Raw genomic sequence first — 24710 nt, 5'->3', positions numbered from 1 at the left:
GCACGAGGAAACATCATGCACAACAACTGGCAGAACAAGGGCGTGGGCGGCTTCAAGTACCACGTCGGCATCAGTTCGCTCACGCAGGTCGCATCGCGCGACGACCGCGTCTGCGTGCTCAACATCCTGGGCGGCGAATCGAGCGAAGTCACGCCCGTGAGCCACGTCTACTCGGGCGGCAACGTGGTCTGCGGCACCGCGCCCGGCAAGGGCGGCGCCGTGCTCGAAACCAGCATCGGCAACATCCCGGTGTTCAACAACGTGCGCGACGCGCTGGCCGCGGGCCACCGCTTCAACTGCGGCGTGGTGTACCTGCCGCCCTCGGCGGCGCGCGATGGCGTGGCCGAGCTGATCCGCGTGAACCCCGACCTGCGCAAGATCTTCATCATCACCGAGAAGATTTCGGTGCACGACGCGCGCGAGATCCGCGCCATGGGCCAGCAGCACGGCATCGACATCTTCGGCGCCAACGGGCTCGGCGTGGCCGACTCGTGGAACCAGGTGCGCATCGGTGGCGCGCTCGGCGGCGACAACCCGGGCGATTCGCTGCGGCCGGGCTCAATCGCGATCTTCTCCAACTCGGGCGGCTTCTCGACCACCATCGCGCAGTACCTGCGCATGGCCGGCTGGGGCACCACCACGGTCGTCAGCAGCGGCAAGGATGTCTACATCCACTACGCCGCGCCGGAGTTCGCGTTTGCGCTGGCCAACGATGCGCGCAGCAAGGCGGCGGTGCTGTACTGCGAGCCGGGCGGCTTCTACGAACTCGAGGCGAAGTTCACCAAGCCGGTCGTGGCCTGCGTGGTCGGCCGCTGGAAGAGCAAGCTCACGCGCGCCGTGGGCCATGCAGGCGCCATGGCCGGCGGCAGCGACGACGCGCAGGCGAAGGAACGCTGGTTCATGGAGAAGTTCGGCGTGGATGCGCTGTTCACCCCCGAGAACCCGGTGGTATCGGCCAAGGGTGCGGTGGTGGCCAACATCGCCCACATACCGGCCGCGCTCACGGCAGTGATGCGGGCCAATGCCACCCTGCCCGACTTCGCGCCCGAGGGCAACCTCGCGCTCAAGCCGTGGTTCGGCTCCGACGAAGGGCTCGACCTGCCGGATGAACTGCGCCTGCCCGTGGTGGAGGCGCTGGCGCCCTACAACGAACAGGTGGCGGTGCTCAACACGCAGATCGGCGGCGTGGTGCCGCGCCAGGCCATGAAGGACGCGTCAGGCGCCTCGCAGATGGACGCGAAGACGCAGGTGAGCAGCCTGCACGGCATGAGCATGCTCGACGCGGCCACGCTACCGCTCGAATCGAACGTGGCGCTGGCGCTGGTGCACGACGCCGGCGGCGAGAACGACCGCCGGCTCATCGCGCCAACGGTCGCGGCCTACATCAACCTGTACGGCCGGCCCGAGCTTGCGGCGGCCGAGGCCAGCCGCGAGGCCGGCAATGCGCCCAACGCTGTGCTGGCCGCAGCGGCGTCCATCGTCGGGCCGAAGCGGCAGGAGGCCGCACGTGCGGCACTGCACGTGATGATCGAACGCTTCCATGCGGCCGGCCTCGGCAACGAGTTCGGTGCGTCGCTGAACGAGGCTTTCGACCTCGGCAAGGTCGACACCTCGAACCTGCCCGCGATGACCACCAACGTGCCCGACGCGCGCGCCGAGGCGCTGATGGCCGGCGTCGCGGCGCGCGGTGGCCGCTCGGTGTTCCTGCGCTGGCTCCAGCACCTTGGCGGCCATCCGACCGAAGCTGCGGTGCTGGCAGCGATCTCTGCCACTCTGGCCTGGGGGCCGTTGTCGCGCAAGCGCATCTCGCGTATCACGGCCGAGAGTTTTCCGTGGTGGCTGCAGCTGTTCGGCACGCTGATCGGTGCGTCGGCCGGTGCGTCGAAGCACACGCCCGATGCCTTCTGCGGCATCCCGCAACAGCAGATGCTGAACTCGCTGAGCCTCGGCGAGATCGCCTTTGCCGCGCTGCTCGGCCACACGCCGGGCGAAGACGACCTGTTCGCGTTCCAGACGCTGGTGGGCCTGCTGCTCACCAACGGCCCGGGCGCCATCTCGGCACAGGGCGCCAAGGGCGCGGTGTCGGCCGACGGGCCCGAGCAGCCCGAGCGCGTGCAACTGAACAAGGCGCTGGTCGGCTTTCTCACGCACACCGGCTACGCGCACGGCGGCAATGGCTACGAAGGCATTGCCTACCTGAATGACCAGTTCAAGGACAGCGGCCTGAAGGACCCGAGCAGCAAGCAGCACGGCGTCGATCTGCAGGCGCTGGCGGTCCGGGCGGTCGAACAGTACGCGCACTACAAGAAGCAAAAAAAGACGCTCGGCAGCCTCGACATCGCCAAGCTGCCCGGCGTGAACCACCCGGTGTTCAAGGACAAGCCAGTCAACCACGACCCGCGCGAAGTCTTCATCGCCGAGCTGTTCGACCGGCGCGGCGAGACCAACGTGTTCCACCAGTTCTACCGCGCGCTGGTGCAGCAGCTGTTCGATGCCGGCGTGTCACGCAACGTCTACTGCGTGAACATCGACGCCGTGATCGCAGCGCTGTTGCTGAAGATGCTGTGGAAGCCGCTGCAGGCCGGCGAGATCGGCGAGCGCGATCTGGAAACGGCGGCCTTCACGATCTTCCTGTACCCGCGCATGCTAGGCTGCGCCGCCGAGATCGACGATCACCTGAACCGCGGCCGCAACATGGACACGCGCACCGCCGCGTCGCTCTGCAAGTTCTTCGCGTGACCCTGCGCGGGTGGGCAGCGGCTCAGAGCGCCAGTTGCCGGCAGAGCTGGCCGGGTGCAAGCCGCTGCGGCTGCGCCGGCCACACGTCGAGCAGCGCCACCATCTTGGCGTTGCGCGGCGCAGCGAGACCGTTGGCCTGCGCGAGCCGCACCACCTCGCCGCAGAACGCGTCGATCTCGGTGCGCCGGCCGAGCGCCAGGTCGTCCGCCATGCTGGAGCGGGCCTTGGCGTCGATGCGCAGCATGCGCGCGGCGACGATGCGAAACAGCCAGGTGGGCAGGCGCAGCACCGTCGGCAGGCGGCGCGCCGGCACCGCGGCAAGCTGGGCCGGCGCGATGCCGGCCGCATCGAGCGCGGCCATGGCCTCGTCGATCAGAGCGGCAAGGCAGCGCCGGTAGCCGCGCTGCAGCAGCTCGTCACGCAGCGGCAGACCCGACAGCGCATTGACCGGATTGTTGAGGTTCAGCAGCAGCTTGCCCCATTGGATCGCCAGCAGGCCGGCGCGCAGATCCAGCGGCACGCCGGCGCGCTCGAACACCGGCAGCCAGGGCAGCAGCAGCGCATCGTCATGTGCCGCGAGGCGCCCGACCGTGCCGCGGTGGAACGCGCCCGGTGCGAGCTCGGCAATGTTGTACGGCACCATCGCGGGCAGCACCTTGAGCGACGGCGCCGCGGCCGATGCCACGGCTGCATTGGAGATGCCGTTCTGCAGCGACAGCACCAGCGTTCCGGGGGGCAACACCGCCGCCAGTTCGGCCGCGGCCTCCGCGGTGGCGCTGCTCTTCACGCACAGCAGCACCAGGGACGGTGCCGCATCGACCGGCACGGCACCGGCCAAGCGCAGCGCGCTGGCCGGCACGCTGTGCGCCGTGCCGTCGATGGCGCTGAGCGTGAGGCCCTGCTGCGCGATGGCGTCGAGCACGCGCGGCCGACCCACCAGCGTGACCGGCACGCCGGCCGCCGCCAGGCAACCGCCGACATAGCAGCCGACGCTGCCGGCACCCATCACGAGTACGGCGCCGGCTGTCATGAAATCAGTTTGCGCGCTCGGCGACCCAGCCCTGCACCGACTTGAGCGCCGCGGCCAGGCCGGCCGGATCGGTGCCGCCGGCCATCGCCATGTCGGGCTTGCCGCCGCCCTTGCCGCCGACCTGCTGCGCCACGAAGTTGACCAGCTCGCCGGCTTTCACGCGGCCCATGGTGTCGGCCGTGACGCCGGCCGCGATCTGCACCTTGCCGCCATCGACAGCGGCCAGCACGATGGCGGCGGTCTTGAGCTTGTCCTTGAGCTTGTCCATGGTGTCGCGCAGCGTCTTGGCATCGGCGCCATCGAGCTTGGCGGCCAGCACCTTGATGCCGTTGACGTCGACCGCCTGCGCCACGAGCTCGTCGCCCTTGGACGAAGCGAGCTTGCCCTTGAGCGACCCCACTTCGCGTTCGAGCGTGCGCACCTGGTCGAGCACCTGCGTGAGCCGGCCCTGCAGTTCGGCGGCCGGCGCCTTCAGGGTTTGCGCGGCCGTGTGCACGGTCGATTCGAGATCCTGCAGATAGGCCAGCACATTCGCGCCGGTGATCGCCTCGACCCGGCGCACGCCCGCCGCCACGCCGCTTTCGCTCGTGATCTTGAACAGGCCGATGTCGCCGGTGCGCGAAACGTGCGTGCCGCCGCACAGCTCGCGGCTGGAGCCGATGTCCAGCACGCGCACGGTCTCGCCGTACTTCTCGCCGAACAGCATCACCGCGCCGGTCTTCTGGGCCGACTCGATGTCCATAACGCGCGCCTGCGTGGCCACGTTGGCCAGGATCTCGGCGTTGACGCGCTTCTCGATCTCGAGGATCTGCGCGGGCGTGACCGGGGCGTTGTGCGCGAAGTCGAAACGCGTCTTGTCGGCATCGACCAGCGAGCCCTTCTGCTGCACGTGCTCGCCGAGCACTTCGCGCAAGGCCTTGTGCATCAGGTGGGTGACGCTGTGGTTGCGCATGGTGGCGGCGCGCCGTGCGCCGTCGACCGCGGCCTTGACGCTGTCGCCGACCTTCAGCGTGCCCTGCGTCTGCGTGCCGTGATGGCCAAACACATCGGCCTTGATCTTCTGCGTGTCGTCGACGCCGAACTGCACGCCCTCGGCCGTGAGCAGGCCCTGGTCCCCGACCTGACCGCCGCTCTCGGAATAGAACGGCGTGTTGTCGAGCACCACGATGCCGGGCTGGCCCTCCTTCAGTTCCTGCACGGCGGCGCCTTCGAAGTACAGCGCGACGACGTTGGCGCTTTCTTCGAGGTGTTCGTAGCCGGTAAAGGTGTTGCCCGCGCCGGTGTATTCAACCTTGCGCCTCTGCTGGAAAATATTTCCGCCCCGGCCCTTCTCCTTCTGCTCCTCCATTTCCGTCCAGAAGCCGGCCTCGTCGACCGCAACTCCACGCTCACGACAAACGTCTTGCGTCAGATCGAGCGGAAAACCGAAGGTGTCATGCAGTGTGAAAGCCACCTTGCCAGGCAACGTTTTCACGCCTTCGTGTAATTCGCCCTCAAGGATGGCCATACCGTTGGCAATGGTTCGGAAAAAACCTTCTTCTTCGACCTTCAACGTCTCGGAGATCTTTTTCTCATCGGCCACGAGCTTGGGATACGCCTCGCCCATCATCGCCACCAGGTCGGGCACCAGCTTGTGGAAGAACGGCTTCTTCTGGCCCAGCTTGTAGCCGTGGCGGATGGCGCGGCGGATGATGCGGCGCTGCACGTAGCCGCGGCCTTCGTTCGACGGGATCACGCCGTCGGCCACGAGGAACGCGGTGGCGCGGATGTGGTCGGCGATCACGCGCAGGCTCTTGTGGTTCAGATCCTTCTCGCCGGTTTCACGGGATGCGGCCTTGACGAGTTTGTCGAACAGGTCGATCTCGTAGTTGCTGTGCACGTGCTGCAGGATCGCGGCCAGGCGCTCCAGGCCCATGCCCGTGTCGACGCAGGGCGCGGGCAGCTTCTTGACCGAGCCGTCGGGCTGCATGTCGAACTGCATGAACACGTTGTTCCAGATCTCGATGTAGCGGTCGCCGTCTTCATCGGGCGAACCGGGCGGGCCGCCGGCGATCCCGGGGCCGTGGTCGTAGAAGATTTCGGAGCACGGGCCGCAGGGCCCCGTGTCGGCCATCATCCAGAAGTTGTCGGACATGTAGCGGCCGCCCTTGTTGTCGCCGATGCGCACTACGCGCTCGGGCGGCAGGCCGATCTCTTTCGTCCAGATGTCGTAGGCCTCGTCGTCTTCGATGTAGACGGTGGCCCAGAGCTTTTCGGCCGGCAGCTTGTAGACCTCGGTCAGCAGCTCGAAGGCCCACTTGAGCGACTCGCGCTTGAAGTAGTCGCCGAAGCTCCAGTTGCCCAGCATCTCGAAGAAGGTGTGGTGCCGCGCCGTGTAGCCCACGTTCTCCAGGTCGTTGTGCTTGCCGCCGGCGCGCAGGCACGCCTGCACCGAGGCCGCGCGCACGTAGGGACGCTTGTCTTCGCCGAGAAACACGTCCTTGAACTGCACCATGCCCGAATTGGTGAACATCAGGGTCGGATCGTTGCCGGGCACGAGCGGGCTCGAGGCCACCACCGTGTGACCCTTGGAGGCAAAGAAGTCGAGAAAAGTCTTGCGGATGTCGGCGACGGTGAAGGTGGGCTGGCTCATCGGGATCTGGTTCTGCGCAGGCGCGGGAACGCGCCTAAATGCTTGATTTGCTTGAACATTCGATTATAGGTTTGGGGCCTGTTCCAAGGCCCCGGGGCGCCCGAAGCCCTCAGTCTTCGCCCTGCGCCGCGAGTTCCCCGCTCTGCTGCTCCACGCTGCGCTCCAGGAAACGCCACAAACGCTCGTCTTCGCTGAAGGCCACGTTGAAGCGCAACCACCCGGTCGGGCGCGGATTCACCAGAAACAACTGCCCCGGGCCGAGCATGATGCCCTCGCCGGCGGCGCGCTGCGAGAGCTCGGCACTGTCCGCGATGTCCGGATGGCGGGCCCACAGGTACATGCCCGCCGCGGCCTCGTGGAACAGCTCGAAGCCCCGCGCTTCCAGCCGGCGCGCCACGGTGCCATGGGCGTGCGCCAGCCGGTCGCGCAGCGCCTTGAGATGCTTGCGCCAGCGGCCGTCGGTCACCACGCCGAAGGCCAGGCGCTCGGTGATGTCGGACGAGGTGAGGCCCGACACCATCTTGAGCTGGGCCAGGTCGCCCAGCAGTTCGGGCTCGGCAACGACATAGCCGACCCGCAGGTTCGGCGAGATGCTCTTGGAGAAGCTGCTCACGTACACCACCTGCCGCAACTGGGCGAGGCTTGCGAGCGATGGCCGCATGGAGGCGTCCATGTCGGCATAGATGTCGTTCTCGACCAGCACGAAATCGTGCGCCTGCGCCAGCTGCAGCAGCCGTACCAGTTGCGGCAGCGCCGCCATGGAGCAGGTCGGGCTTTGCAGGCGCGGCTGGGTGAAGAAGGCCTTGGGCCGATGAATCGCCAGCAGGGCTTCCAGCGCCGGCAGGTCGTAGCCCGTGGGGGTGCGCGGCACGCCAATGGGCTCCACCCCCAGGAAGCGCAGCATGAACATCAGGTTGGGGTAGCCCGGGTCGTCCACCAGCACTGCATCGCCCGGCTTCAGCAGCCGGCGTGCAACCAGATCCAGCGCCTGGCTCGAACCCTGGGTCAGCAGCACCTGCGGCGCCTCCACCTGGATCTGCCGCTCCGACAGCGATTCGGCCACCGCCATGCGCAGCGCCATGTGGCCGTACGGCAGGCCGTAACCGCCGATGTCGGCGCCGTCGGAAGCGAGCTGGCGCAGGCTGCGGCGCACGCCGTCCTCGAACAGCCAGTCGTGCGGCAGCCAGCCGCAGCCCGGCTTGAGCGGCAGGTTGCTGTTCTCGAAGATCTGTTGCAGATACCAGCGCGCATCGAAGCGCGGGTCGGCGCGCGGTGCACTGGCCGCTCCGCCACCTTCGTCGCTGCGCCGCTTGACGAAGAAGCCCGCGTTGGCCCGCGAGACCAGCAGGCCCTGGGCCACCAGCCGGTCGTAGGCCTCGACCACGGTGAAGACGCTGACGTTGTGCGCCGCGGCAAAGGCCCGGATCGAAGGCAGCTTGCTGTCGGCCTTGAGCTTCTGGCTGCCGATCAACCCGCGCAGCCCCTCCACGATCTGGCTGACCAGAGGTGTCGGCGATTCGGGGCGAAGAATGAGCATCGAGAGGGCCTCGGCAAACCGGCGTGCACCATATTGAGGAAAGTATGTACAGGATACAAGACCAGCACAGTCCACCGGCCGATCGTGCCGGGTGTACATGGCAGCGCCACCCTGCAAAACCTACAGTGCCGGCATCCCATCCATCCGGACACAGAATTCCATGCAGCGCGAACCCCATCTCAGCAATGCCGCCCTCATGGCACGGCGCACCGCCGCCGTCGCCCGCGGCGTCGGCCAGGCCCATGAAATTTTCGTCAGCCGCGGCAGCAACGCTGAGGTCTGGGACGTCGAGGGCCGGCGCTACATCGACTTCGCCGGCGGCATCGCGGTGCTGAACACCGGCCATTGCCATCCCGCGATCAGCGCCGCCGTGAAGGCCCAGGTCGATCTCTATTCGCACACCTGCTTCCAGGTGCTGGCCTACGAGCCGTACGTCGAGCTGGCCGAGCGGCTGAACACGCTGGCGCCCGGCAACTTTCCGAAGAAGTCGATCTTCCTCAGCACCGGCGCCGAGGCGGTCGAGAACGCGGTGAAGATCGCGCGCGCTTTCACGCGCCGCCCCGGTGTGATTGCGTTCACCGGGGGGTACCATGGCCGCACCATGATGACGCTTGGCCTCACCGGTAAGGTCGCGCCCTACAAGGTCGGCTTCGGCCCCTTCCCGGGCGAGGTGTTTCATGCGCTGTACCCGAACGCGCTGCACGGGGTGAGCGTAGACGATGCTTTGCACTCGGTCGAACTGCTGTTCAAGAACGACATCGAGCCCGAGCGCGTGGCGGCCTTCATCCTGGAACCGGTGCAGGGCGAAGGTGGCTTCTATGTGGCGCCGAACGACTTCGTCGAAGGCCTGCGCGCGCTGGCGGATCGCTACGGCATCCTGATCATCGCGGACGAGGTGCAGACCGGCGCCGGCCGCACCGGCACCTGGTTTGCTAGCGAGCAGTGGCCGGTGGCGCCCGACCTGATCACCACCGCCAAGTCGATGGCCGGCGGCTTCCCGATCTCGGGCGTCGTGGGCCGCGCCGAGGTGATGGACGCGCCGGCACCCGGCGGCCTCGGCGGCACCTATGCCGGCAGCCCGATCGGCTGCGCCGCCGCGCTCGCGGTGCTCAAGGTGTTCGACGACGAGCAATTGCTGGCCCGCAGCAAGGCGCTGGGCGAACGGCTGACCGCGGGCCTGCGCCGCATCGCGGCCGACGAGCCGGCCATCGGCGACGTGCGCGGACTCGGTTCGATGGTGGCCATCGAACTGTTCGAGCAAGGCGACACGGCCCGGCCCGACGCCGCGCTCACCCGCAAGGTGGTCGCCGAGGCGGCCCGGCGCGGGCTGATCCTGCTGTCGTGCGGCACCTACGGCAACGTGATCCGCGTGCTGGTGCCGCTGACGGCATCCGACTTGCTAGTGGACGAAGGCCTTGCGCTTCTGGCGGACAGCTTCGCCGCGCTGCGCTGATCGACCCCCCTCTGTGAACACCCCCATGACCGAAGAACCCCTGGTGCGATTCCAGCGCGTCCAGAAAACCTACGACGGCGAGCACCTGGTGGTGCGCCAGCTCGACCTGGACATCCATCGCGGCGAGTTCCTGAGCCTGCTCGGCCCCTCGGGCTCGGGCAAGACCACCACGCTGATGATGCTCGCGGGCTTCGAGTCGCCCACCTCGGGCGACATCCTGCTCGAGGGGCGGCAGATCACCCGCACGCCGCCGCACAAGCGGCACTTCGGCATGGTGTTCCAGAACTACGCGCTGTTCCCGCACCTTAGCGTGGGCCAGAACGTGGCCTATCCGCTCACGGTGCGCAAGGTGGCCAAGGACGAGCAGCAAAAGCGGGTGCAACGCGCACTCGACATGGTGCAATTGAAGGGCATGGCCGACCGGCTGCCGGGCCAGCTCTCGGGGGGCCAGCAACAGCGCGTGGCGCTGGCGCGCGCGCTGGTGTTCGAGCCGCAACTGGTGCTGATGGACGAGCCGCTCGGCGCGCTCGACAAGCAACTGCGCGAACACATGCAACTCGAGCTCAAGGAACTGCACCGCCAGTTGGGCGTGACCTTCGTCTACGTGACGCACGACCAAGGCGAGGCACTGACCATGAGCGACCGCGTCGCGGTCTTCAACGAGGGCGTAATCCAGCAGCTCGACACTGTCGACCGCCTCTACGAGATGCCCGCCAACCGCTTCGTTGCCGGCTTCGTCGGCGACAACACGGTGCTCAAGGGCACGCTGCAGGCCGGCGGCGACGTGGCCACCATGGCGCTGCCCGACGGCCGCGTGCTGGACGGGCTGAACGTGGGCGGCGCAGCCGTCGGCGCCGCGGTCGAACTGTGCATCCGCCCCGAGCGCGTGGTGCTGCATCGGGGATCCGACGCTGCCACGCGCAACATGCTCGCGGCCGAAGTGACGCGCGTCATCTACTACGGCGACCACCTCCGGCTGCTGTGCAGCCTGGGTGGCGGCCAGGCCGACGCCACCGTCAAGCTGCCGCTCACCGGCCTGCAGGGCGCCGCACCGCCGCAGGGTGGCGAGCGGGTCTCGCTCGAACTGCCGGTCGCGCATGCGCGCATCTACCTTCCCTGATTGATTTTTTCCGCCAACCCATAAGGACTCTTCCATCATGAAAAAGACACTTCTCACCTGCGCCCTCGCCGCCGTGTTCGCACTGCCGGCGCTCGCACAGCAGCAGATCACCGTCGTCAACTTCGGTGGCGCCAACGCCAACGCCCAGAAGAAGGCCTACTACGAGCCCTACGAGAAGACCGGCACCAAGGTGATTCCGGTCGAGTACAACGGCGAGCAGGCCAAGATCAAGGCCATGGTCGAGACCAAGAAGGTGACCTGGGACGTGGTGGAAGTCGAGTCGCCCGATGCGGCACGCGGCTGCGACGAAGGCCTGTTCGAAAAGCTTGACTATTCGAAGATCGGCAACAAGGCCGACTTCCTGCCCGCTGCCGTCACCGAATGCGGCGTCGGCGTGTTCGTGTGGTCGACCGTGATGGCCTACAACGGCGAAAAGCTCAAGACCGCCCCCACCAGCTGGGCCGATTTCTGGGACGTGAAGAAGATCCCCGGCAAGCGCGGCATGCGCAAGGGTGCGCGCTACAACCTCGAGTTCGCGCTGATGGCCGACGGCGTGAAGCCGGCCGACGTCTACAAGGTGCTGGCCACCAAGGACGGTGCCGAACGCGCCTTCAAGAAGCTCACCGAACTCAAGCCGAACATCCAGTGGTGGGAAGCCGGCGCGCAGCCGCCGCAATTCCTGGTGGCAGGCGACGTGGTGCTCACCACCGTGTACAACGGCCGCATCGACGCTGCCAACCGCGAAGGCCGCAACCTCAAGATCTACTGGCCCGGCGGCATCTATGACCTGGACTACTGGGTGATCCCGAAGGGCGCGCCGAACAAGGATGCTTCGCTCAAGTTCATCCAGTTCGCAATGAAGCCCGAAAACCAGGCCGTGTATGCGAACAACATCGCCTACGGCCCGACCAACACCAAGGCGCTGGCGTCGCTCGACAAGAAGGTGCTGGACGACCTGCCGACCTCGGCGTCGAACGCCAAGGAAGCGCTGCAGTTCAGCGTCGCGTTCTGGGCCGACCAGGGCGAGGCGCTCGAGAAGCGCTTCGCATCCTGGGCCACGCAGTAAGCGGCATGAGCGGCGCAGCGCGTAGCGCGGAGGTCTTTCAATGAGTTCGGCAACGTTGACCACCCCGACCCTGGCGGACGCGCCGCCGGGCGAACTCCGGCGCGCGCTGGCGCGTGCCGAGTCGCGCCGCAAATGGCGCGCCTTTTCGCTCACGCTACCGCTGCTGGTGTTCCTGCTGCTGACGATGCTGGTGCCGATCGTCGCGCTGCTGCAGCGTGCCGTGGAAAACCCGGAAGTGGCCAACGCGCTGCCGCGCACGGTGCGGGCGCTCGACGACTGGAACCGCAAGGACACGCCACCGCCCCAGGCCTTTGCCGCCATCGCGTCCGACCTCGGCCAGCTGGCCGACAGTTCGGACGCCGGCGCGCTGGCGCGCCGCCTCAACACCGAGATCGCTGGCGCCCGCTCGCTGGTGATGGGCACCTTTCGGGCGCTGCCGATCGCCGGCACGCCGGACGAGGTCAAGGCCCGCATGCTCGAACTCGACCCGCGCTGGGCCGAGCCGCCATTCTGGCAGGCGATCGCCAAGAACGGATCGCGCTGGACCCCCGACTACCTGCTGGCCTCGGTCGACCTGCGCCGCGATGCGGCCGGCAGCGTCGAGCGCATGCCGCCCGACCAGCGCGCCTTCGGCGGCATCCTGCTGCGCACGTTCCACATCAGCGCCGTGGTCACCTTCTTCTGCCTGCTGCTGGCCTATCCGCTGGCCTGGTGGCTGTCGACGCTGCCGGCGCGCAAGGCCAACATCCTGATGATCCTGGTGCTGGTGCCGTTCTGGACCTCGATCCTGGTGCGCGTGGCGGCCTGGATCGTGCTGCTGCAGTCCGAAGGCCTGGTCAACCGCGGCCTCATCGGCATCGGCCTGATCGACCAGCCGCTGGCGCTGCTGTTCAACCGCACGGGCGTGATCATTTCGATGGTGCACATCCTGCTGCCCTTCATGATCCTGCCGCTCTACAGCGTGATGAAAAGCGTGCCGCCGACCTACCAGCGCGCGGCCGTGTCGCTCGGCAGTCCGCCGCTGGTGGCGTTCTTCCGCGTCTATGTGCCGCAGACCTACCCGGGCATCGGCGCCGGTGCGCTGCTGGTGTTCATCCTGGCCATCGGCTACTACGTCACGCCGGCACTGCTGGGCGGGGCCGACGACCAGATGCTGAGCTACTACATCGCGCGCTACACCAATGTGGAAATCAACTGGGGCATGGCCTGTGCGCTCGGCGCCCTGCTGCTGGCCGCCACGCTGGTGCTCTATGCGGTGTACCGCCGCATCGGCAAGGCCGACCTGAGCCTGGGCTGAAGCCGCACGAAAGACCTCCATGCCGAAGCTTCTCCCCGAATTTCCCGCCTACTCGACCTTTGCCGACAAGCTCGGCTGGTGGGCGGTGCGCGCGCTCTGTGTCGCGGTGCTGGCCTTTCTGCTGGCGCCGATCCTGGTCGTGATCCCGCTGTCGTTTTCGAGCAGCTCCTTCCTGGCCTATCCGATCCCGGGCTGGTCGCTCAAGTGGTACGAAAACCTGTTCCAGTCGCCCGAATGGGGCCGCGCGGCGCGCAACAGCTTCATCGTTGCGCCGGCCGCGACGGTGGTCGCCACCGTGCTCGGCACGCTGGCGGCGGTAGGCCTCTCGCGCACCAATTTCCCGTTCAAGGGCCTGCTCATGAGCGTGCTGATCTCGCCGATGGTGGTGCCGATCGTGGTGGTAGGCGTGGCGGCGTACCTCAATTTCGCACCGATCGGGCTGGCCGACACCTACTTCGGCCTGATCGTGGTGCACGCGGCACTGGGCGCGCCCTTCGTGCTCACCACCGTGCTCGCCACGCTGGCCGGCTTCAACCACAACCTGGTGCGCGCGTCGCTGAGCCTGGGCGAAACGCCATTCAACACCTTCATGCGCATCACGCTGCCGGTGATTGCGCCGGGCGTGATTTCGGGCGCGCTGTTCGCCTTTGCCACCTCGTTCGACGAAGTGGTGGTCACGCTGTTCCTGGCGGGGCCCGACCAGGTCACGCTGCCGCGCCAGATGTTCACCGGCATCCGCGAGAACATCTCGCCGACCATCGCGGCCGTCGCGACGCTGCTGATCGTGTTCACGACCAGTCTGCTGCTGGTACTTGAGTGGCTGCGTGGCCGCCGACGCTGATCTAGGATAGCCGGCTGGCTGCAGGCAGCCCCTCTCCGCACACCTGGAAGAAAAACATGGACATGAAGACCTCCCCCCTCGCCTTGCTCAACGACCCGACCCTGCTCAAGACAGATGCACTGGTCGACGGCCAGTGGCTAAAGGGCGCAAGCCGTTTCGACGTGAACGACCCAGCCACCGGCCTGAAGCTGGCCGACGTCGCCAACCTCACCCGCAGCGATGCGGCCGCCGCCATAGCCGCGGCCAACAAGGCACTGGCCGCCTGGCGCGGCAAGACCGGCAAGGAACGCAGCATCGTTCTGCGCAAGTGGTTCGACCTGCTGATCGCCAACACCGAAGACCTCGGCCGCCTGATGACGGCCGAACAGGGCAAGCCCTTCGCCGAGGCCAAGGGCGAGGTGGCGTACGGCGCCAGCTTCATCGAATGGTTTGCCGAAGAAGCCAAGCGCGTGAACGGCGAGACGCTCCCCCAGTTCGACAACAACCGCCGCCTGCTGGTCATGAAGCAGGCCATCGGCGTGTGCGCCGCCATCACGCCGTGGAACTTTCCGCTGGCGATGATCACGCGCAAGGTCGCGCCCGCGCTGGCCGCCGGCTGCACCGTCGTCATCAAGCCGGCCGAACTCACGCCGCTCACCGCACTGGCCGCGGCCGAACTCGCGGTGCGCGCCGGCATTCCGGCCGGCGTGCTCAACGTTCTCACGGCCGACAGCAGCAACAGCATCGCGATCGGCAAGGAACTGTGCGAGAGCGACATCGTGCGGCACCTGAGCTTTACCGGCAGCACGGAAGTCGGCCGCATCCTGATGGCCCAGAGCGCGCCAACCGTCAAGAAGCTGTCGCTCGAACTCGGCGGCAATGCGCCCTTCATCGTGTTCGACGACGCCGACATCGACTCGGCCGTGGAAGGCGCAATGGCCAGCAAATACCGCAATGCAGGCCAGACCTGCGTGTGCGCCAACCGCCTCTACGTTCAGGACGGTGTGTACGACGCCTTCGTCGCGAAGTTCGCCGCCAAGGTCAAGGCACTCAAGGTCGGCAACGGTTTTGAAGACGGCGTGATGCAGGGCCCATTGATCGAGAACGCCGCCGTCGACAAGGTGCAGCGCCACGTCGACGATGCAGTGGCAAAGGGTGGCAAGGTGCTGGCCGGCGGGCACAAGATCAAGGGCCAGTTCTTCGAGCCGACCGTGATCGCCGAAGCCACCGCCGACATGCTGTGCGCGCGCGAAGAAACCTTCGGCCCGTTTGCCCCGGTGTTCCGCTTCAAGACCGAACAGGAGGCCATCGATGCGGCCAACAACACCGAGTTCGGCCTGGCCAGCTATTTCTACAGCCGCGACGTCGGCCGCATCTTCCGCGTGGCCGAGGCGCTGGAGTACGGCATGGTGGGCATCAATGCCGGCGTGATCGCCACCGAGCATGTGCCCTTCGGCGGCGTCAAGCAGTCGGGCCTGGGGCGCGAGGGCTCGCACCACGGCATGGACGACTATGTCGAGATCAAGTACCTGTGCCTGGGCGACATCCTGAAGTGACGCACAGCGCCTGACTCGCCCAGAAGCCGGGTCAGGCCGGCTCCTGCAGGAGCTCGATGGCGCGCTTGAACTGAAGATCCTGCATGGCGCGGTGCAGCGCCTCGAAGCGATTGCTGCCGAGCGAACCCTGGAGCGAGGCGGCGAGTTCGTCGAACAGCGCCATCGCGCCCAGGCTTTGCTTGCGCAGGCTGTCGATGAAAAGGGCCAGATCCTCCGGTTCGAGCGAGGCCGCAGTGTCCGCGCCGGCTGCGGAGCCCGGACCCGCACCCGCAGTCCTGGCGTCCTCGGCATCGAGAAACGGTTTCGCCGCCATCTGCAGCTTGTGCAGTTCTCCACTCAGCGCGCGCAGCATCTGGTCGGCCCGGCCCCGGTCGCCCGCTTTCAGGGCGGCTTGGGCGTCGGCCGCCAGTCGGCCGACGGCCTTGGCGCCCATCATTCCAGCGCTGCCATGGAGCTTGTGCAGGCGCGCCGGCAAGACGGCCGACGATTCGCTCCTCGAAGACGCGGCGCTCACGCGCGCAAGATCGCCGAATTCGGCGAGCAGACGGCGCAGCACGCTTCGCAGCAGCGCCACATCGCCCCCGAGGCGCTTGACCGCGTCCGCCGCGTCGATGCCTTCTATCGATGGCCAGCCCAAGGGTAAATGCACCGCATCGGCGGCCGCCTCGGCCGCCGACGGCACGCGCCGGCCCTGGGCCCGATCCGCATAGCCGCGCACGCAGCGGATCAGGGCCTCCACATCGAAAGGCTTGCTGACGAAGTCGTCCATGCCCGCCTCGAATGCGCGCTCCCGTTCGGCTACGAGTGCGCTGGCGGTCAATGCGATCACCGGCAAAGTGAGACCGAGTTCGCGCCGAATCAGTCGCGTTGCCTCGTTGCCGTCAAGCATCGGCATCTGGACATCCATCAGGACGAGGTCGAAAGCCAGAGGGGTCGAACGCAGCAGTTCGACCGCTTCGCGGCCATTGTTCGCCAACGCAACCTGTGCGCCCTCGCGTTCGAGAATGTGCTGGCAGACCTCAAGGTTGACCGGGCTGTCGTCCACCACCAGCACACGCACAGATGAAAGGCGCTGTTCGGTCGGCGTATTCCACGGCACATCGTCCACCAACGCGCCGAGTGCGGACGGCCGGGATGCGCCGTCGGGTACGACTTCGAGCGGCAGAACCACCCAGAACTCGCTGCCGCGGCCCGGCGTGCTGCTGACACCGAGCTCGCCGCCCATCAGCTCGGCAAGCTGCTTGACGATCGACAGGCCCAGCCCGGTGCCGCCGAAACGTCGCGTGGTCGACGTATCGGCCTGCGTGAAAGGCCTGAAGAGGCGGGCCAGCACATCGGCTTCGATGCCGATGCCGGTATCGGTCACCGCAAAGCGCAGGCGCAGCCGATCCCCGATGCTCTCCTGCGCCTGCACGCTCAGCCGCACCGAACCCTGTGCAGTGAACTTGATCGCATTGCTCAGCAGGTTGACGAGGATCTGCCGGATGCGGGTGACGTCTCCGCGCACCCGGGCCGGCAGGTCTTCCGGGGCGTCGAGCCGCAGCGCAATGCCCCTGTGGTTGGCGTTCACGGTCATCATGGCCGCGACGTCCTTCAGCAACTCGCGCAGGCCAAACTCGGACTCGTCCAGCGCCATCTCGCCGGCCTCGATCTTCGAGATGTCGAGAATGTCGTTGATCACGCCCAGCAGCGAATTGCCGGCGGCATCGATCTTCTGCAGGAACGACTGCTGCCGGGTGTCCAGGGGCGTCTGCCGCAGCAGATAGGTCAGCCCGATCACCGCGTTCAGCGGCGAGCGGATCTCGTGGCTCATGTTGGCCAGAAACTCGCTCTTCGCCTTGCTGGCCGACTCCGCCTGGTCGCGGCGCTCGTTCAAGGCGAGATTGAGGTTCTCGAGTTGGGTCTGTGCGCGCTTCATTTCGGTCACGTCGACCGCCACCGAGATGAAGCCTTTGACGACATCGCCGTCCCGGTCTGGAATGTAGTGCAGCCAGTAGTGCACCGTGGTTCCATCCGAGAGCGTGCGGGTGCGTTCGAGGCGCTGCTGCTGGCCGGCGAGCGCGGTACGGATGAAGGGTTCGTTCTTGCTGAATTGCTCGGTGCCGAGCAGCTCGATTTGCGTGATTCCGATCATCTGCGCCGGCGAGCGGCCCATCCAGCGCTGATGGGCGTTGTTCGCAAAAGTGCAGCGCATGTCCGGCGTCCAGTAGGCGACGACGCCGGGAATGTTGTCGGTCACGATGCGCATGATGCGTTCGTTGTTGTGCATCTTCTCTTCCGCCAGCTTGCGCTCCGAAAGATCGACCGCAATCGCAATGAAGCCGACGACGTTCGCCTCGCCGTCGTAGAGGGCGCTGACGTTCAAATGAACCGGAACCCGGGTGCCGTCCTTGCGCACGTAAGTCCACTCGCTGGCGGCTGCCAACCCCGCGCCCGGTGCGGGCTCGAACACTTCGCCGGGGGCCAGCGGCCGGCCCAGTTCGGCCGACAGCGCCGTGGCGCGCGCATGAACCTCCTGGGCGTCGTGAAACCGGTTCATCTCGACGCGATCAACCACCTCCGACGCTGCATAGCCCAGCAAGGCCTCCGCAGCCGGATTGAACAAGGTCACCACGCCGTTGACATCAGTCGCAATGATGGCGCTGCCCGCCCCGGTCAGGATCGCCCGCTCGCGCGTCGACAGCGCCAGCAGTTGAGCCGTGCGCTCGCTCACCTGCTGCTCGAGCATCGCGTTCAGCTCGAGGATGTGCGCCTTGGTCGCGTTTTCGTGCGTGATGTCCCGCACGGTCTGCGCGTCGCCGACCACCCGGCCGTCGGCCGCCCGGATCGGCGCCGCAGCGACGGAAACGGCCACCATGGCCCCGCCACGATGCCGGCGAAAGGTCTCGAATGCGGCGACGGACTTGCCCTCTGCGATGTGGCGCAGCATTTCCTTTTCTTCCGGCTCATACGCCGCAGGCACCAGCAGATCCGGCAGGGGCTGGCCAACCGCCTCCTCCGCGGTGTAGCCGAAGATCTGCGCTGCCGCGGCGTTCCAGTCGGTGATGGTTCCGTCCAGGCGCCGGCCGATGATGGCGTCGTTGGAACTGGTCACGATGGCCGCCAGCCGCGAGCGCTGCTCATCGGCAAGTTCTTGCCGCCGCCGCGTCACCTGATAGACGTACGACAGCAGCGACAGCACTGCGGCCAACGCGACCCCGGCCGCGAAGACCGCCCAGGGATTGCGCAGGTTCAGCTGGGTGGCGAACAAGGGCTGTGCGGTAACTTCCACCTGCCAGACGCGTCCGAACAGTTGCAGCGGCGATGCGGTCATCCGCGCGCCGGCCGCAGCGGAGGCACTGCCCGGCGACACGAAGAAGCGCTCGGGCTGGTCGGCGCGGGTGATGTCGGCCAGGGCAAGGGAAAACGCGCCGTCCTGATAGTCGAACCCCTTCAGCACCTCGTCGATGGCAAGCGGCGTCAAGACCCAGCCGACGGTTTCTGCGCGCGCAACCTCTGGCGCCATGGGCTCGCGAAAGCGCTGCTGAAACCTGGCGAGCTGAGCATCGATCCTGTAGACCGGCAGCAGCAGCAAGAAGGCACGCATTGGCCGGTTTTCCTGTGCCAGCGCGATCGGTGCCGTCAGGGTCGCTTCGCCGCTCAGCATCGCGCGGTCGGCGGCAGCGCGTCGATTGGGCTCTGATGCAATGTCGAGTCCGAAGCCGGGACCGTTGCGGTCGGCAGGTTCGGCGTACTGGACCACATAGCGGTCGCCGTCGTTCGGACCCAGTTGCTGCAGGGCGAAATCGGGTTTGCCGTCCAGGCGCGCCGCGGCGATGAATGCCGCTTCCTGATCGAGCGGCACCCGCCGGACAAAGCCGAAGCCGCGGGATCCCGGAAACTCGCGATCGATGTCGCGTGAGGCGCTGTACCGGGCGAATCCCAGCCGCGTGATGCCGGTCTCGCCGCCGGCGGCGATGACTGCGCCCCGCGCCCCGCGCAGGCCGTATTCGTACACCTGCATGCGGGCGGCGACCTGCTCGACCGCGCGGCGGGTCAACGCGTCAAAGCGGGTCTTCGACCGTGCTTCGTTGTCTTTGGCCTGCCAGAGTCCGGCGGCCACGGCGATGCCCAAGCCCGCCACCAGCGCGATAAAAGAACGGCCCAGGCGGCTGAGGAATCTGCTCACATTCAGCCGGGAGCGGACATGAGGCAGGCCTGGGCCCGGCCGGCTTGCTTGGCCTGCGCGAGCGCGCTGCCGGCCGCCCGGTGAAGGGGCTCGTGGTCAACCGTGGCGTTGGGTTCGCGAGGCACGGACGCATCGAAAGAGGCAACGCCAGCGCTGCACGTCACATGCCGCGAAACGGAAGAACCTTGATGCGAGATGTCCAAGGCTTCGACTTCGCCCAGCAGCCGGTTGGCAACGTGAAAGCCACCCTCGGGCGGCGTATCGGGAAGGATCAGGGCGAACCGGTCGTTGTCCAGCCGGGCCACGAAATCACCGGGCCGGCGAACACCGCGGCGCGCTACCTCGGCCACCGCCGCGAGACAGGCATCCGCAGCCTTGCGGCCGTACAGATTTTCAAACGACTTGAAGCAGTCCACGTCGAGCATGACGAGGGAAAGAGCCTGGTTCGATTCCGAGGCGCGCAGCAACTCGCGCGTCAGGGTGTCCTCGCAGGCACGGCCGTTGGGCAGACCCGTCAGACCATCGATCCGCGACAACTTGCGCAAGTCGTCCGACAGCCGCTTGAGCTTGAGCTGGGTGTTGACGCGGGCCGTCACCTGCGATGCATTGAACGGCTTGCGGATGAAGTCGACCGCGCCCATCTGCAGCACGGCCACTTCCAGTTCGGCTTCCTGGTGGCTGCTGACGAAGATGACCGGAACGTCGGCGATCGACGCGTCGGCCTTCAAGGCCTCACACACCTCCAGCCCGCTCATGTCGCCCAACTGCGCATCGAGCAGGATCAAATCCGGCAGCGCCTCCTTTGCGAGCCGCAAGGCATCCGCTCCGCTGGTCGCAAATCGAACGGTGGTGTAGTCCGAAAGTATCCGGCTCAGCACCTGGATGATCGAGGGGTCGTCATCGACAAGAAGCAGGCTCGCTTCGACCGCAGATTTTTTCATCGGAACATTCTGCATCCCGACTTTTCGTTGCCGTGCAGGAGATTACCCCGAGCCCGCTCGCGGGTCGGGCCGGAATAGCGAACTACCGACTTACTTGCGTCGACCAACGTACTCAATCAGCGCCTTCAACTTCGACGGTTGATCGTGCCTGCTGGGGTAGTAAAGGTAGAAGCCCGGGAACGTCGGTGAGAACGAAGCCAACACGCGTTTGAGGCGCTTGGCCCGGATGTGGGGCCGTGCAAGCTGTTCAAAGGTATAGGCCAGCCCGACGCCTTCGAGTGCAGCATCGATGCCGAACATCGTGTCGCTGATGGTGAGGTTGCCCTGGATCTCGTACTCCACCGGGCGCCCCTCCACTTCGAATTCCCATTTGTAGATCGTGCCTGTTGCAGCAAAGCGGAAGCGCACGCAGTTGTGCCGCACAAGTTCGTCCGGATGGCGAGGCGCGGGAACCCGCCGCAGGTACTCCGGGGAAGCCACCACCGCAACGGCGACCGGGCCACCGAGGGGGACGGCGACCATGTCCCGGTGGATGCTCTCGCCAAAGCGGACGCCAGCGTCGAAGCCTTTCTCGACGATGTCCACGAAGCCCTCGTCGTTGGTCAGTTCAAGCTGGACATGGGGATGCTCATGGAGGAAGCCGGCCAATATGGGTTGCAGAACCAGTGCGGTGGAAATCCTCGCGGCATTCAGGCGCAATGTCCCGGCGGGTCGCCCCTGCAGAACGTTCAGCTCATCCCCCGCATCGAGGACCTGGCCCAGGGCCGGGCCGATCCGGGCGAGGTAGGTCTGGCCGGCTTCCGTCAGGCTGACGCTTCGCGTCGTCCGGTTCAACAGGCGCACGCCCAGCCGCGTCTCCAGCTGCCGGATCGCCTGGCTCAGCGCAGAGGGTGATACCTCCAGATCCGCAGCAGCTGCGGTGAACCCGCGGTGTTCTGCCACCTTCCAGAACGCCATCAATCCATCCAGTTGGCTCAGCTTCATACCTTGAAGCTTACCTTCACAAGGCATGCGGCATTGACCACTTTTTCTTTCTTATCCATGTTTCTAAAGTCGGCACAACCCGCAAAGGACGAAACAGAGAAATGACCGAAGCACGGAAACCGCAATTCAGCACTGGCCGCATCACAGCCGTCCGGCATTCGCTGGCGACCTCTCTCGTTGCAGTGCTGGGCATCGGTGTCAGCGTCGCGTGGCCGACCCACGCAATGGCCAGCCTGGCGCTGGCGCAGAAGTACACGTGCGTCGCATGCCACCAGCCCGCGGCCAAGGTGGTGGGTCCCTCCTGGAAGGACATCGGCGCCAGGTACGGCGAGGGCAAAGGAACCGCCGCGCAACTGGCTGCAAGCATCAAGGGCGGCAGCTCGGGCAAGTGGGGCCCGATGCCCATGCCGCCGCAGGCCCAGGTTCCCGATGCCGACGTGCAGTCGCTCGCGCAATGGCTGCTCGACGGCGCCAAGTGATATCCATCCATCCAACCGCAGAGATTCAAACATGAGCGCGCTCCACATCAACGGCCGTGAACACGCAGTCGACGTCGACCCCGGCACCCCCATTCTCTGGGCCCTGCGCGACACGCTGGGCATGACCGGCACCAAGTTCGGCTGCGGCGCCGCGCTGTGCGGCGCCTGCACCGTGCACCTGGACGGCCAGGCCATCCGCTCGTGCATCACGCCTATCTCTGCGGCCGAAGGCAAGAAGATCGTCACCATCGAATCGGCGGCAGGTGGCAGCGACCCGGTCGGCAACGCCGTGTACGCGGCATGGGTCAAGCACGACGTAGCGCAGTGCGGCTACTGCCAGAGCGGCCAGATCATGAGCGCGACGGCCTTCCTCAAGTCGCAGCCCAAGGGCAAGCAGCCCTCGGCCGCCGAGATCGACTCGGCCATGGCCGGCAACATCTGCCGCTGCGGCACCTATGCCCGCATCCGCGCCGCGGTGGCCGATGCCGCCAAAACCCTCGCCTGAAGGATCGCCATGTTGCCCACCCACATTGACCTCAGCGAGTTGCCGCGCGCCCTGCAACGCCTGATGGCCGCAGGCCAACCTGACGAAGCCGCCACGCTGCCTCGCCGCAGCTTCCTGAAGCTGGCCGGCGTCGGCGGCCTGGCGCTCGGCGCGTTTCCCCATCTGGCATTGGCACAGGCCGATGGTGCGGCAAAGCCTGCCGGCGCCCTGAAGCCGACGCAGCAGCCGCTGGCCTTCGTGCAGATCGCCGCCAACGGCGAAGTCACCGTGACCATCAACCGGCTCGAGTTCGGCCAGGGTGTGCAGACCGGCTTGCCGATGATCCTGGCCGAGGAGCTCGATGCCGACTGGCGCCTGGTGCGAAGCAAGAGCGGCACCAACGACGCCGCCTACCACGACCCCGCCTTCGGGATGCACCTTACCGGAGGCTCCAACTCGATCAAGAACAGCTTCACCCAGTACCGCGAGCTCGGCGCCCGCGCCCGGGCCATGCTGCTGTCGGCGGCAGCGGCGCGCTGGAATGTCGACGTGGCCACGCTGCGCACGCAGGCCGGCACGGTGATCGGCCCGGGTGGCCGCAAGCTGGGCTACGGCGAACTGGCCGAAGCCGCCATGGCCCTGCCGGTGCCCGAGAAGGTCACGCTGAAAGATCCCAAGGATTTCAAGATCATTGGCCGTCCGACCACGCGGCTCGATGCGCGTGCCAAGAGCAGCGGGCGCCAGGACTTCGGCATCGACGTCAAGCATCCCGGCCAACTCACCGCGGTTGTGGCCCATCCGCCCGTGTTCGGTGCCCGCCTGAAGTCGGTGGACGACAGCGCAGCTCGCGCCATCAAGGGCGTGAAGGCCGTGCTGCGTGTGCCGCTGGATCGCGGCGCCGAAGGCGTGGCCGTGGTGGCCGACGGCTACTGGCCCGCCAAGCTGGGCCGCGACGCGCTGAAGCTGCAGTGGGACACTGCCGCCGTGGAGAAGGTCGACAGCGAACGGCAATTGGTTCAGTACCGCGAACTGGCCACGAAGCCGGGTCCGCGCAAGTTCGACGCCGACATGGCACCGCTGGCCACAGCGCCCCGGCAGTTGGAAGCCGAGTTCGTGTTCCCCTACCTGGCCCATTCGCCCATGGAGCCGCTGAACTGCACCGTCAAGCTGTCCGGTGACCGCGCCGAACTGTGGGTCGGCACCCAGTGCGCCGGGCTAGACGCTGCTGCTGCCGCGCGTGTGCTCGGCCTCAAGCCCGAGCAGGTGAGCGTGCATGTGCAGATGGCGGGCGGCGGCTTCGGCCGGCGTTTCGTGGGCTCGAGCGACTACGTGGTCGAGGCCTGCGAGATCGCCAAGGCCGCGCGCGCCGCAGGCCTGAACGCGCCGGTGCGCCTGCTGTGGAGCCGCGAGGATGACATCAAGGGCGGCTACTACCGCCCCATGCATCTGCACCGTGCGCGCATCGGCTTCGACGAGCGCGGCAAGATCCTGGCCTGGGATCACGTCATCGTCGGCCAGTCCATCCTCACGGGAACGGTGTTCGAGCCGTTCCAGGTCAAGGACGGCATCGACGCTTCGGCCACCGAAGGCATGCGCGAGCCGTACCCGGTGCCGATGCGCCTGACCGTGCACCACCCCAAGCTCAATGTGCCGGTGCTGTGGTGGCGCAGCGTGGGCTCCACCCACACCGCCTTCGTGATGGAAACGCTGATCGACGAGATCGCCCGCAGCACCAAGCAGGATCCGGTGGCCTACCGGATGCAGCTGTTCGGCGACAAGCACCCCCGCCACCGCGCCGCACTGCAGCTCGCGGTGGACAAGAGCGGCTACGGCAAGAAGAAGTTGCCAGCCGGCCGTGCCTGGGGCGTGGCAGTGCATGAGTCCTTCAACTCCGTGGTGGCCTACGTGGTGGAAGCCTCGGTCAAGGATGGCCAGCCGGTGCTCGACCGCGTCACCAGCGGCGTGCACTGCAACCTGGCCGTCAACCCGCGCAGCGTGGAAGCCCAGGTGCAGGGTGCGGCGGTCATGGGCCTGTCGATGTGCCTGCCCGGCAGCGCCATCACATTGAAGGAGGGCGAAGTGCAGCAAGGCAACTTTGGCGACTTCACCGTGGCCCGCATCACCAACATGCCGGAGTTCGATGTCCACATCGTGCCCAGCGCCGATGCGCCCACCGGCATGGGCGAGCCCGGCCTGCCCCCGCTGGCGCCCGCCTTCGCAAACGCCATCGCGCGACTGACCGGCAACCCCCTGCGGCAGTTGCCTTTCAACCTGGCGTGACCAGGCAGCATGCCCAAGCCGCGGTGTTTCTGGAAGTGGCCGATGGCCGGCGGGCGGCTTGACTAGCCTTTTGGGCATATTGCGACCGCGCGCATTGCCTTGTAGTTCTTTGGAATTAACATCG

The 24710-nt window shown here is 66.9% G+C and carries 16 protein-coding genes; 10 read left to right on the top strand and 6 right to left on the bottom strand.

Features of this window, described 5'->3' with window-relative positions; genetic code table 11:
- The first annotated feature begins 15 nt into the window (after window positions 1-15).
- Window positions 16-2739, top strand: a complete 2724-nt coding sequence (locus ACSFA8_RS22235; protein ID WP_435481651.1) for a CoA-binding protein — start codon at window positions 16-18, stop codon at window positions 2737-2739.
- A 22-nt stretch (window positions 2740-2761) separates the two neighbouring features.
- On the opposite strand, the gene ACSFA8_RS22230 is transcribed toward ACSFA8_RS22235, so the two are convergent.
- The 3 genes from ACSFA8_RS22230 to ACSFA8_RS22220 all read right to left on the bottom strand — a co-directional run bounded on the left by ACSFA8_RS22230 (window position 2762) and on the right by ACSFA8_RS22220 (window position 7938).
- Window positions 2762-3769 carry a 2-dehydropantoate 2-reductase gene (locus ACSFA8_RS22230; RefSeq protein WP_435481650.1) on the bottom strand — a complete coding sequence of 336 codons (1008 nt, stop codon included), beginning with the start codon at window positions 3767-3769 and terminating at the stop codon, window positions 2762-2764.
- A 4-nt stretch (window positions 3770-3773) separates the two neighbouring features.
- Window positions 3774-6401, bottom strand: coding sequence for an alanine--tRNA ligase (gene alaS, locus ACSFA8_RS22225; RefSeq protein WP_435481649.1), 2628 nt, complete (start codon window positions 6399-6401; stop codon window positions 3774-3776).
- Window positions 6402-6510: 109 nt separating this feature from the next.
- Window positions 6511-7938: an aminotransferase-like domain-containing protein gene (locus ACSFA8_RS22220; protein ID WP_435481648.1), complete on the bottom strand. Its 1428-nt coding sequence runs from the start codon at window positions 7936-7938 to the stop codon at window positions 6511-6513.
- A 160-nt stretch (window positions 7939-8098) separates the two neighbouring features.
- On the opposite strand from ACSFA8_RS22220, the gene gabT reads away from it, so the two are divergent.
- Genes gabT through ACSFA8_RS22190 form a run of 6 tightly spaced genes read left to right on the top strand, consistent with a single transcriptional unit; the run spans window position 8099 to window position 15250 of the window.
- Window positions 8099-9391 (top strand): 4-aminobutyrate--2-oxoglutarate transaminase, encoded by a 1293-nt coding sequence (gene gabT, locus ACSFA8_RS22215; protein WP_435481647.1) that lies wholly within the window; start codon window positions 8099-8101, stop codon window positions 9389-9391.
- 25 nt (window positions 9392-9416) lie between these two features.
- The gene (locus ACSFA8_RS22210; protein ID WP_435481646.1) at window positions 9417-10511 is read left to right on the top strand and encodes an ABC transporter ATP-binding protein; all 1095 of its coding nucleotides are present in this window, start codon (window positions 9417-9419) and stop codon (window positions 10509-10511) included.
- A gap of 37 nt (window positions 10512-10548) precedes the next feature.
- Complete coding sequence (locus ACSFA8_RS22205; protein ID WP_286544968.1) at window positions 10549-11577, top strand: polyamine ABC transporter substrate-binding protein; 1029 nt, start codon at window positions 10549-10551, stop codon at window positions 11575-11577.
- Between the two features lie 40 nt (window positions 11578-11617).
- Window positions 11618-12874, top strand: coding sequence for an ABC transporter permease (locus ACSFA8_RS22200; protein WP_435481645.1), 1257 nt, complete (start codon window positions 11618-11620; stop codon window positions 12872-12874).
- Between the two features lie 19 nt (window positions 12875-12893).
- Complete coding sequence (locus tag ACSFA8_RS22195) at window positions 12894-13715, top strand: ABC transporter permease (RefSeq protein WP_435481644.1); 822 nt, start codon at window positions 12894-12896, stop codon at window positions 13713-13715.
- A 56-nt stretch (window positions 13716-13771) separates the two neighbouring features.
- Window positions 13772-15250, top strand: a complete 1479-nt coding sequence (locus tag ACSFA8_RS22190) for an NAD-dependent succinate-semialdehyde dehydrogenase (RefSeq protein ID WP_435481643.1) — start codon at window positions 13772-13774, stop codon at window positions 15248-15250.
- 31 nt (window positions 15251-15281) lie between these two features.
- Here ACSFA8_RS22190 and ACSFA8_RS22185 read toward each other — a convergent pair whose 3' ends face one another.
- From ACSFA8_RS22185 to ACSFA8_RS22175, 3 genes are all read right to left on the bottom strand, one after another.
- Window positions 15282-19418: a CHASE domain-containing hybrid sensor histidine kinase/response regulator gene (locus tag ACSFA8_RS22185; RefSeq protein WP_435481642.1), complete on the bottom strand. Its 4137-nt coding sequence runs from the start codon at window positions 19416-19418 to the stop codon at window positions 15282-15284.
- 2 nt (window positions 19419-19420) lie between these two features.
- Window positions 19421-20359: a GGDEF domain-containing response regulator gene (locus tag ACSFA8_RS22180; protein ID WP_435481641.1), complete on the bottom strand. Its 939-nt coding sequence runs from the start codon at window positions 20357-20359 to the stop codon at window positions 19421-19423.
- A gap of 90 nt (window positions 20360-20449) precedes the next feature.
- Complete coding sequence (locus ACSFA8_RS22175; RefSeq protein WP_435481640.1) at window positions 20450-21343, bottom strand: LysR family transcriptional regulator; 894 nt, start codon at window positions 21341-21343, stop codon at window positions 20450-20452.
- A 101-nt stretch (window positions 21344-21444) separates the two neighbouring features.
- On the opposite strand from ACSFA8_RS22175, the gene ACSFA8_RS22170 reads away from it, so the two are divergent.
- From ACSFA8_RS22170 to ACSFA8_RS22160, 3 genes are read left to right on the top strand one after another with little or no spacing between them, the layout of a single operon-like run.
- Window positions 21445-21822, top strand: coding sequence for a c-type cytochrome (locus ACSFA8_RS22170; protein WP_435481639.1), 378 nt, complete (start codon window positions 21445-21447; stop codon window positions 21820-21822).
- A 31-nt stretch (window positions 21823-21853) separates the two neighbouring features.
- On the top strand, window positions 21854-22327 hold the full coding sequence (locus ACSFA8_RS22165) for a (2Fe-2S)-binding protein (RefSeq protein WP_435481638.1): 474 nt from the start codon (window positions 21854-21856) through the stop codon (window positions 22325-22327).
- A 9-nt stretch (window positions 22328-22336) separates the two neighbouring features.
- Window positions 22337-24586, top strand: coding sequence for a xanthine dehydrogenase family protein molybdopterin-binding subunit (locus ACSFA8_RS22160; protein ID WP_435481637.1), 2250 nt, complete (start codon window positions 22337-22339; stop codon window positions 24584-24586).
- Window positions 24587-24710: the final 124 nt, after the last annotated feature.

The organism is Variovorax nitratireducens, assembly GCF_051216545.1.
Taxonomy (GTDB): Bacteria; Pseudomonadota; Gammaproteobacteria; order Burkholderiales; family Burkholderiaceae_C; genus Variovorax.
This window is presented reverse-complemented; position numbering and strand designations above follow the sequence as displayed.

What these genes read in the sequence shown, in the direction of transcription:
- ACSFA8_RS22195 (WP_435481644.1), top strand. Translation starts at nt 12,894, where the DNA reads ATGCCGAAGCTTCTCCCCGAATTTCCCGCCTACTCGACCTTTGCCGAC.
- ACSFA8_RS22175 (WP_435481640.1), bottom strand. Translation starts at nt 21,343, where the DNA reads ATGAAGCTGAGCCAACTGGATGGATTGATGGCGTTCTGGAAGGTGGCA.
- ACSFA8_RS22160 (WP_435481637.1), top strand. Translation starts at nt 22,337, where the DNA reads ATGTTGCCCACCCACATTGACCTCAGCGAGTTGCCGCGCGCCCTGCAA.
- ACSFA8_RS22190 (WP_435481643.1), top strand. Translation starts at nt 13,772, where the DNA reads ATGGACATGAAGACCTCCCCCCTCGCCTTGCTCAACGACCCGACCCTG.
- alaS (WP_435481649.1), bottom strand. Translation starts at nt 6,401, where the DNA reads ATGAGCCAGCCCACCTTCACCGTCGCCGACATCCGCAAGACTTTTCTC.
- ACSFA8_RS22170 (WP_435481639.1), top strand. Translation starts at nt 21,445, where the DNA reads ATGACCGAAGCACGGAAACCGCAATTCAGCACTGGCCGCATCACAGCC.
- ACSFA8_RS22165 (WP_435481638.1), top strand. Translation starts at nt 21,854, where the DNA reads ATGAGCGCGCTCCACATCAACGGCCGTGAACACGCAGTCGACGTCGAC.
- ACSFA8_RS22235 (WP_435481651.1), top strand. Translation starts at nt 16, where the DNA reads ATGCACAACAACTGGCAGAACAAGGGCGTGGGCGGCTTCAAGTACCAC.
- ACSFA8_RS22210 (WP_435481646.1), top strand. Translation starts at nt 9,417, where the DNA reads ATGACCGAAGAACCCCTGGTGCGATTCCAGCGCGTCCAGAAAACCTAC.
- ACSFA8_RS22180 (WP_435481641.1), bottom strand. Translation starts at nt 20,359, where the DNA reads ATGAAAAAATCTGCGGTCGAAGCGAGCCTGCTTCTTGTCGATGACGAC.
- ACSFA8_RS22205 (WP_286544968.1), top strand. Translation starts at nt 10,549, where the DNA reads ATGAAAAAGACACTTCTCACCTGCGCCCTCGCCGCCGTGTTCGCACTG.
- ACSFA8_RS22220 (WP_435481648.1), bottom strand. Translation starts at nt 7,938, where the DNA reads ATGCTCATTCTTCGCCCCGAATCGCCGACACCTCTGGTCAGCCAGATC.
- ACSFA8_RS22200 (WP_435481645.1), top strand. Translation starts at nt 11,618, where the DNA reads ATGAGTTCGGCAACGTTGACCACCCCGACCCTGGCGGACGCGCCGCCG.
- gabT (WP_435481647.1), top strand. Translation starts at nt 8,099, where the DNA reads ATGCAGCGCGAACCCCATCTCAGCAATGCCGCCCTCATGGCACGGCGC.
- ACSFA8_RS22230 (WP_435481650.1), bottom strand. Translation starts at nt 3,769, where the DNA reads ATGACAGCCGGCGCCGTACTCGTGATGGGTGCCGGCAGCGTCGGCTGC.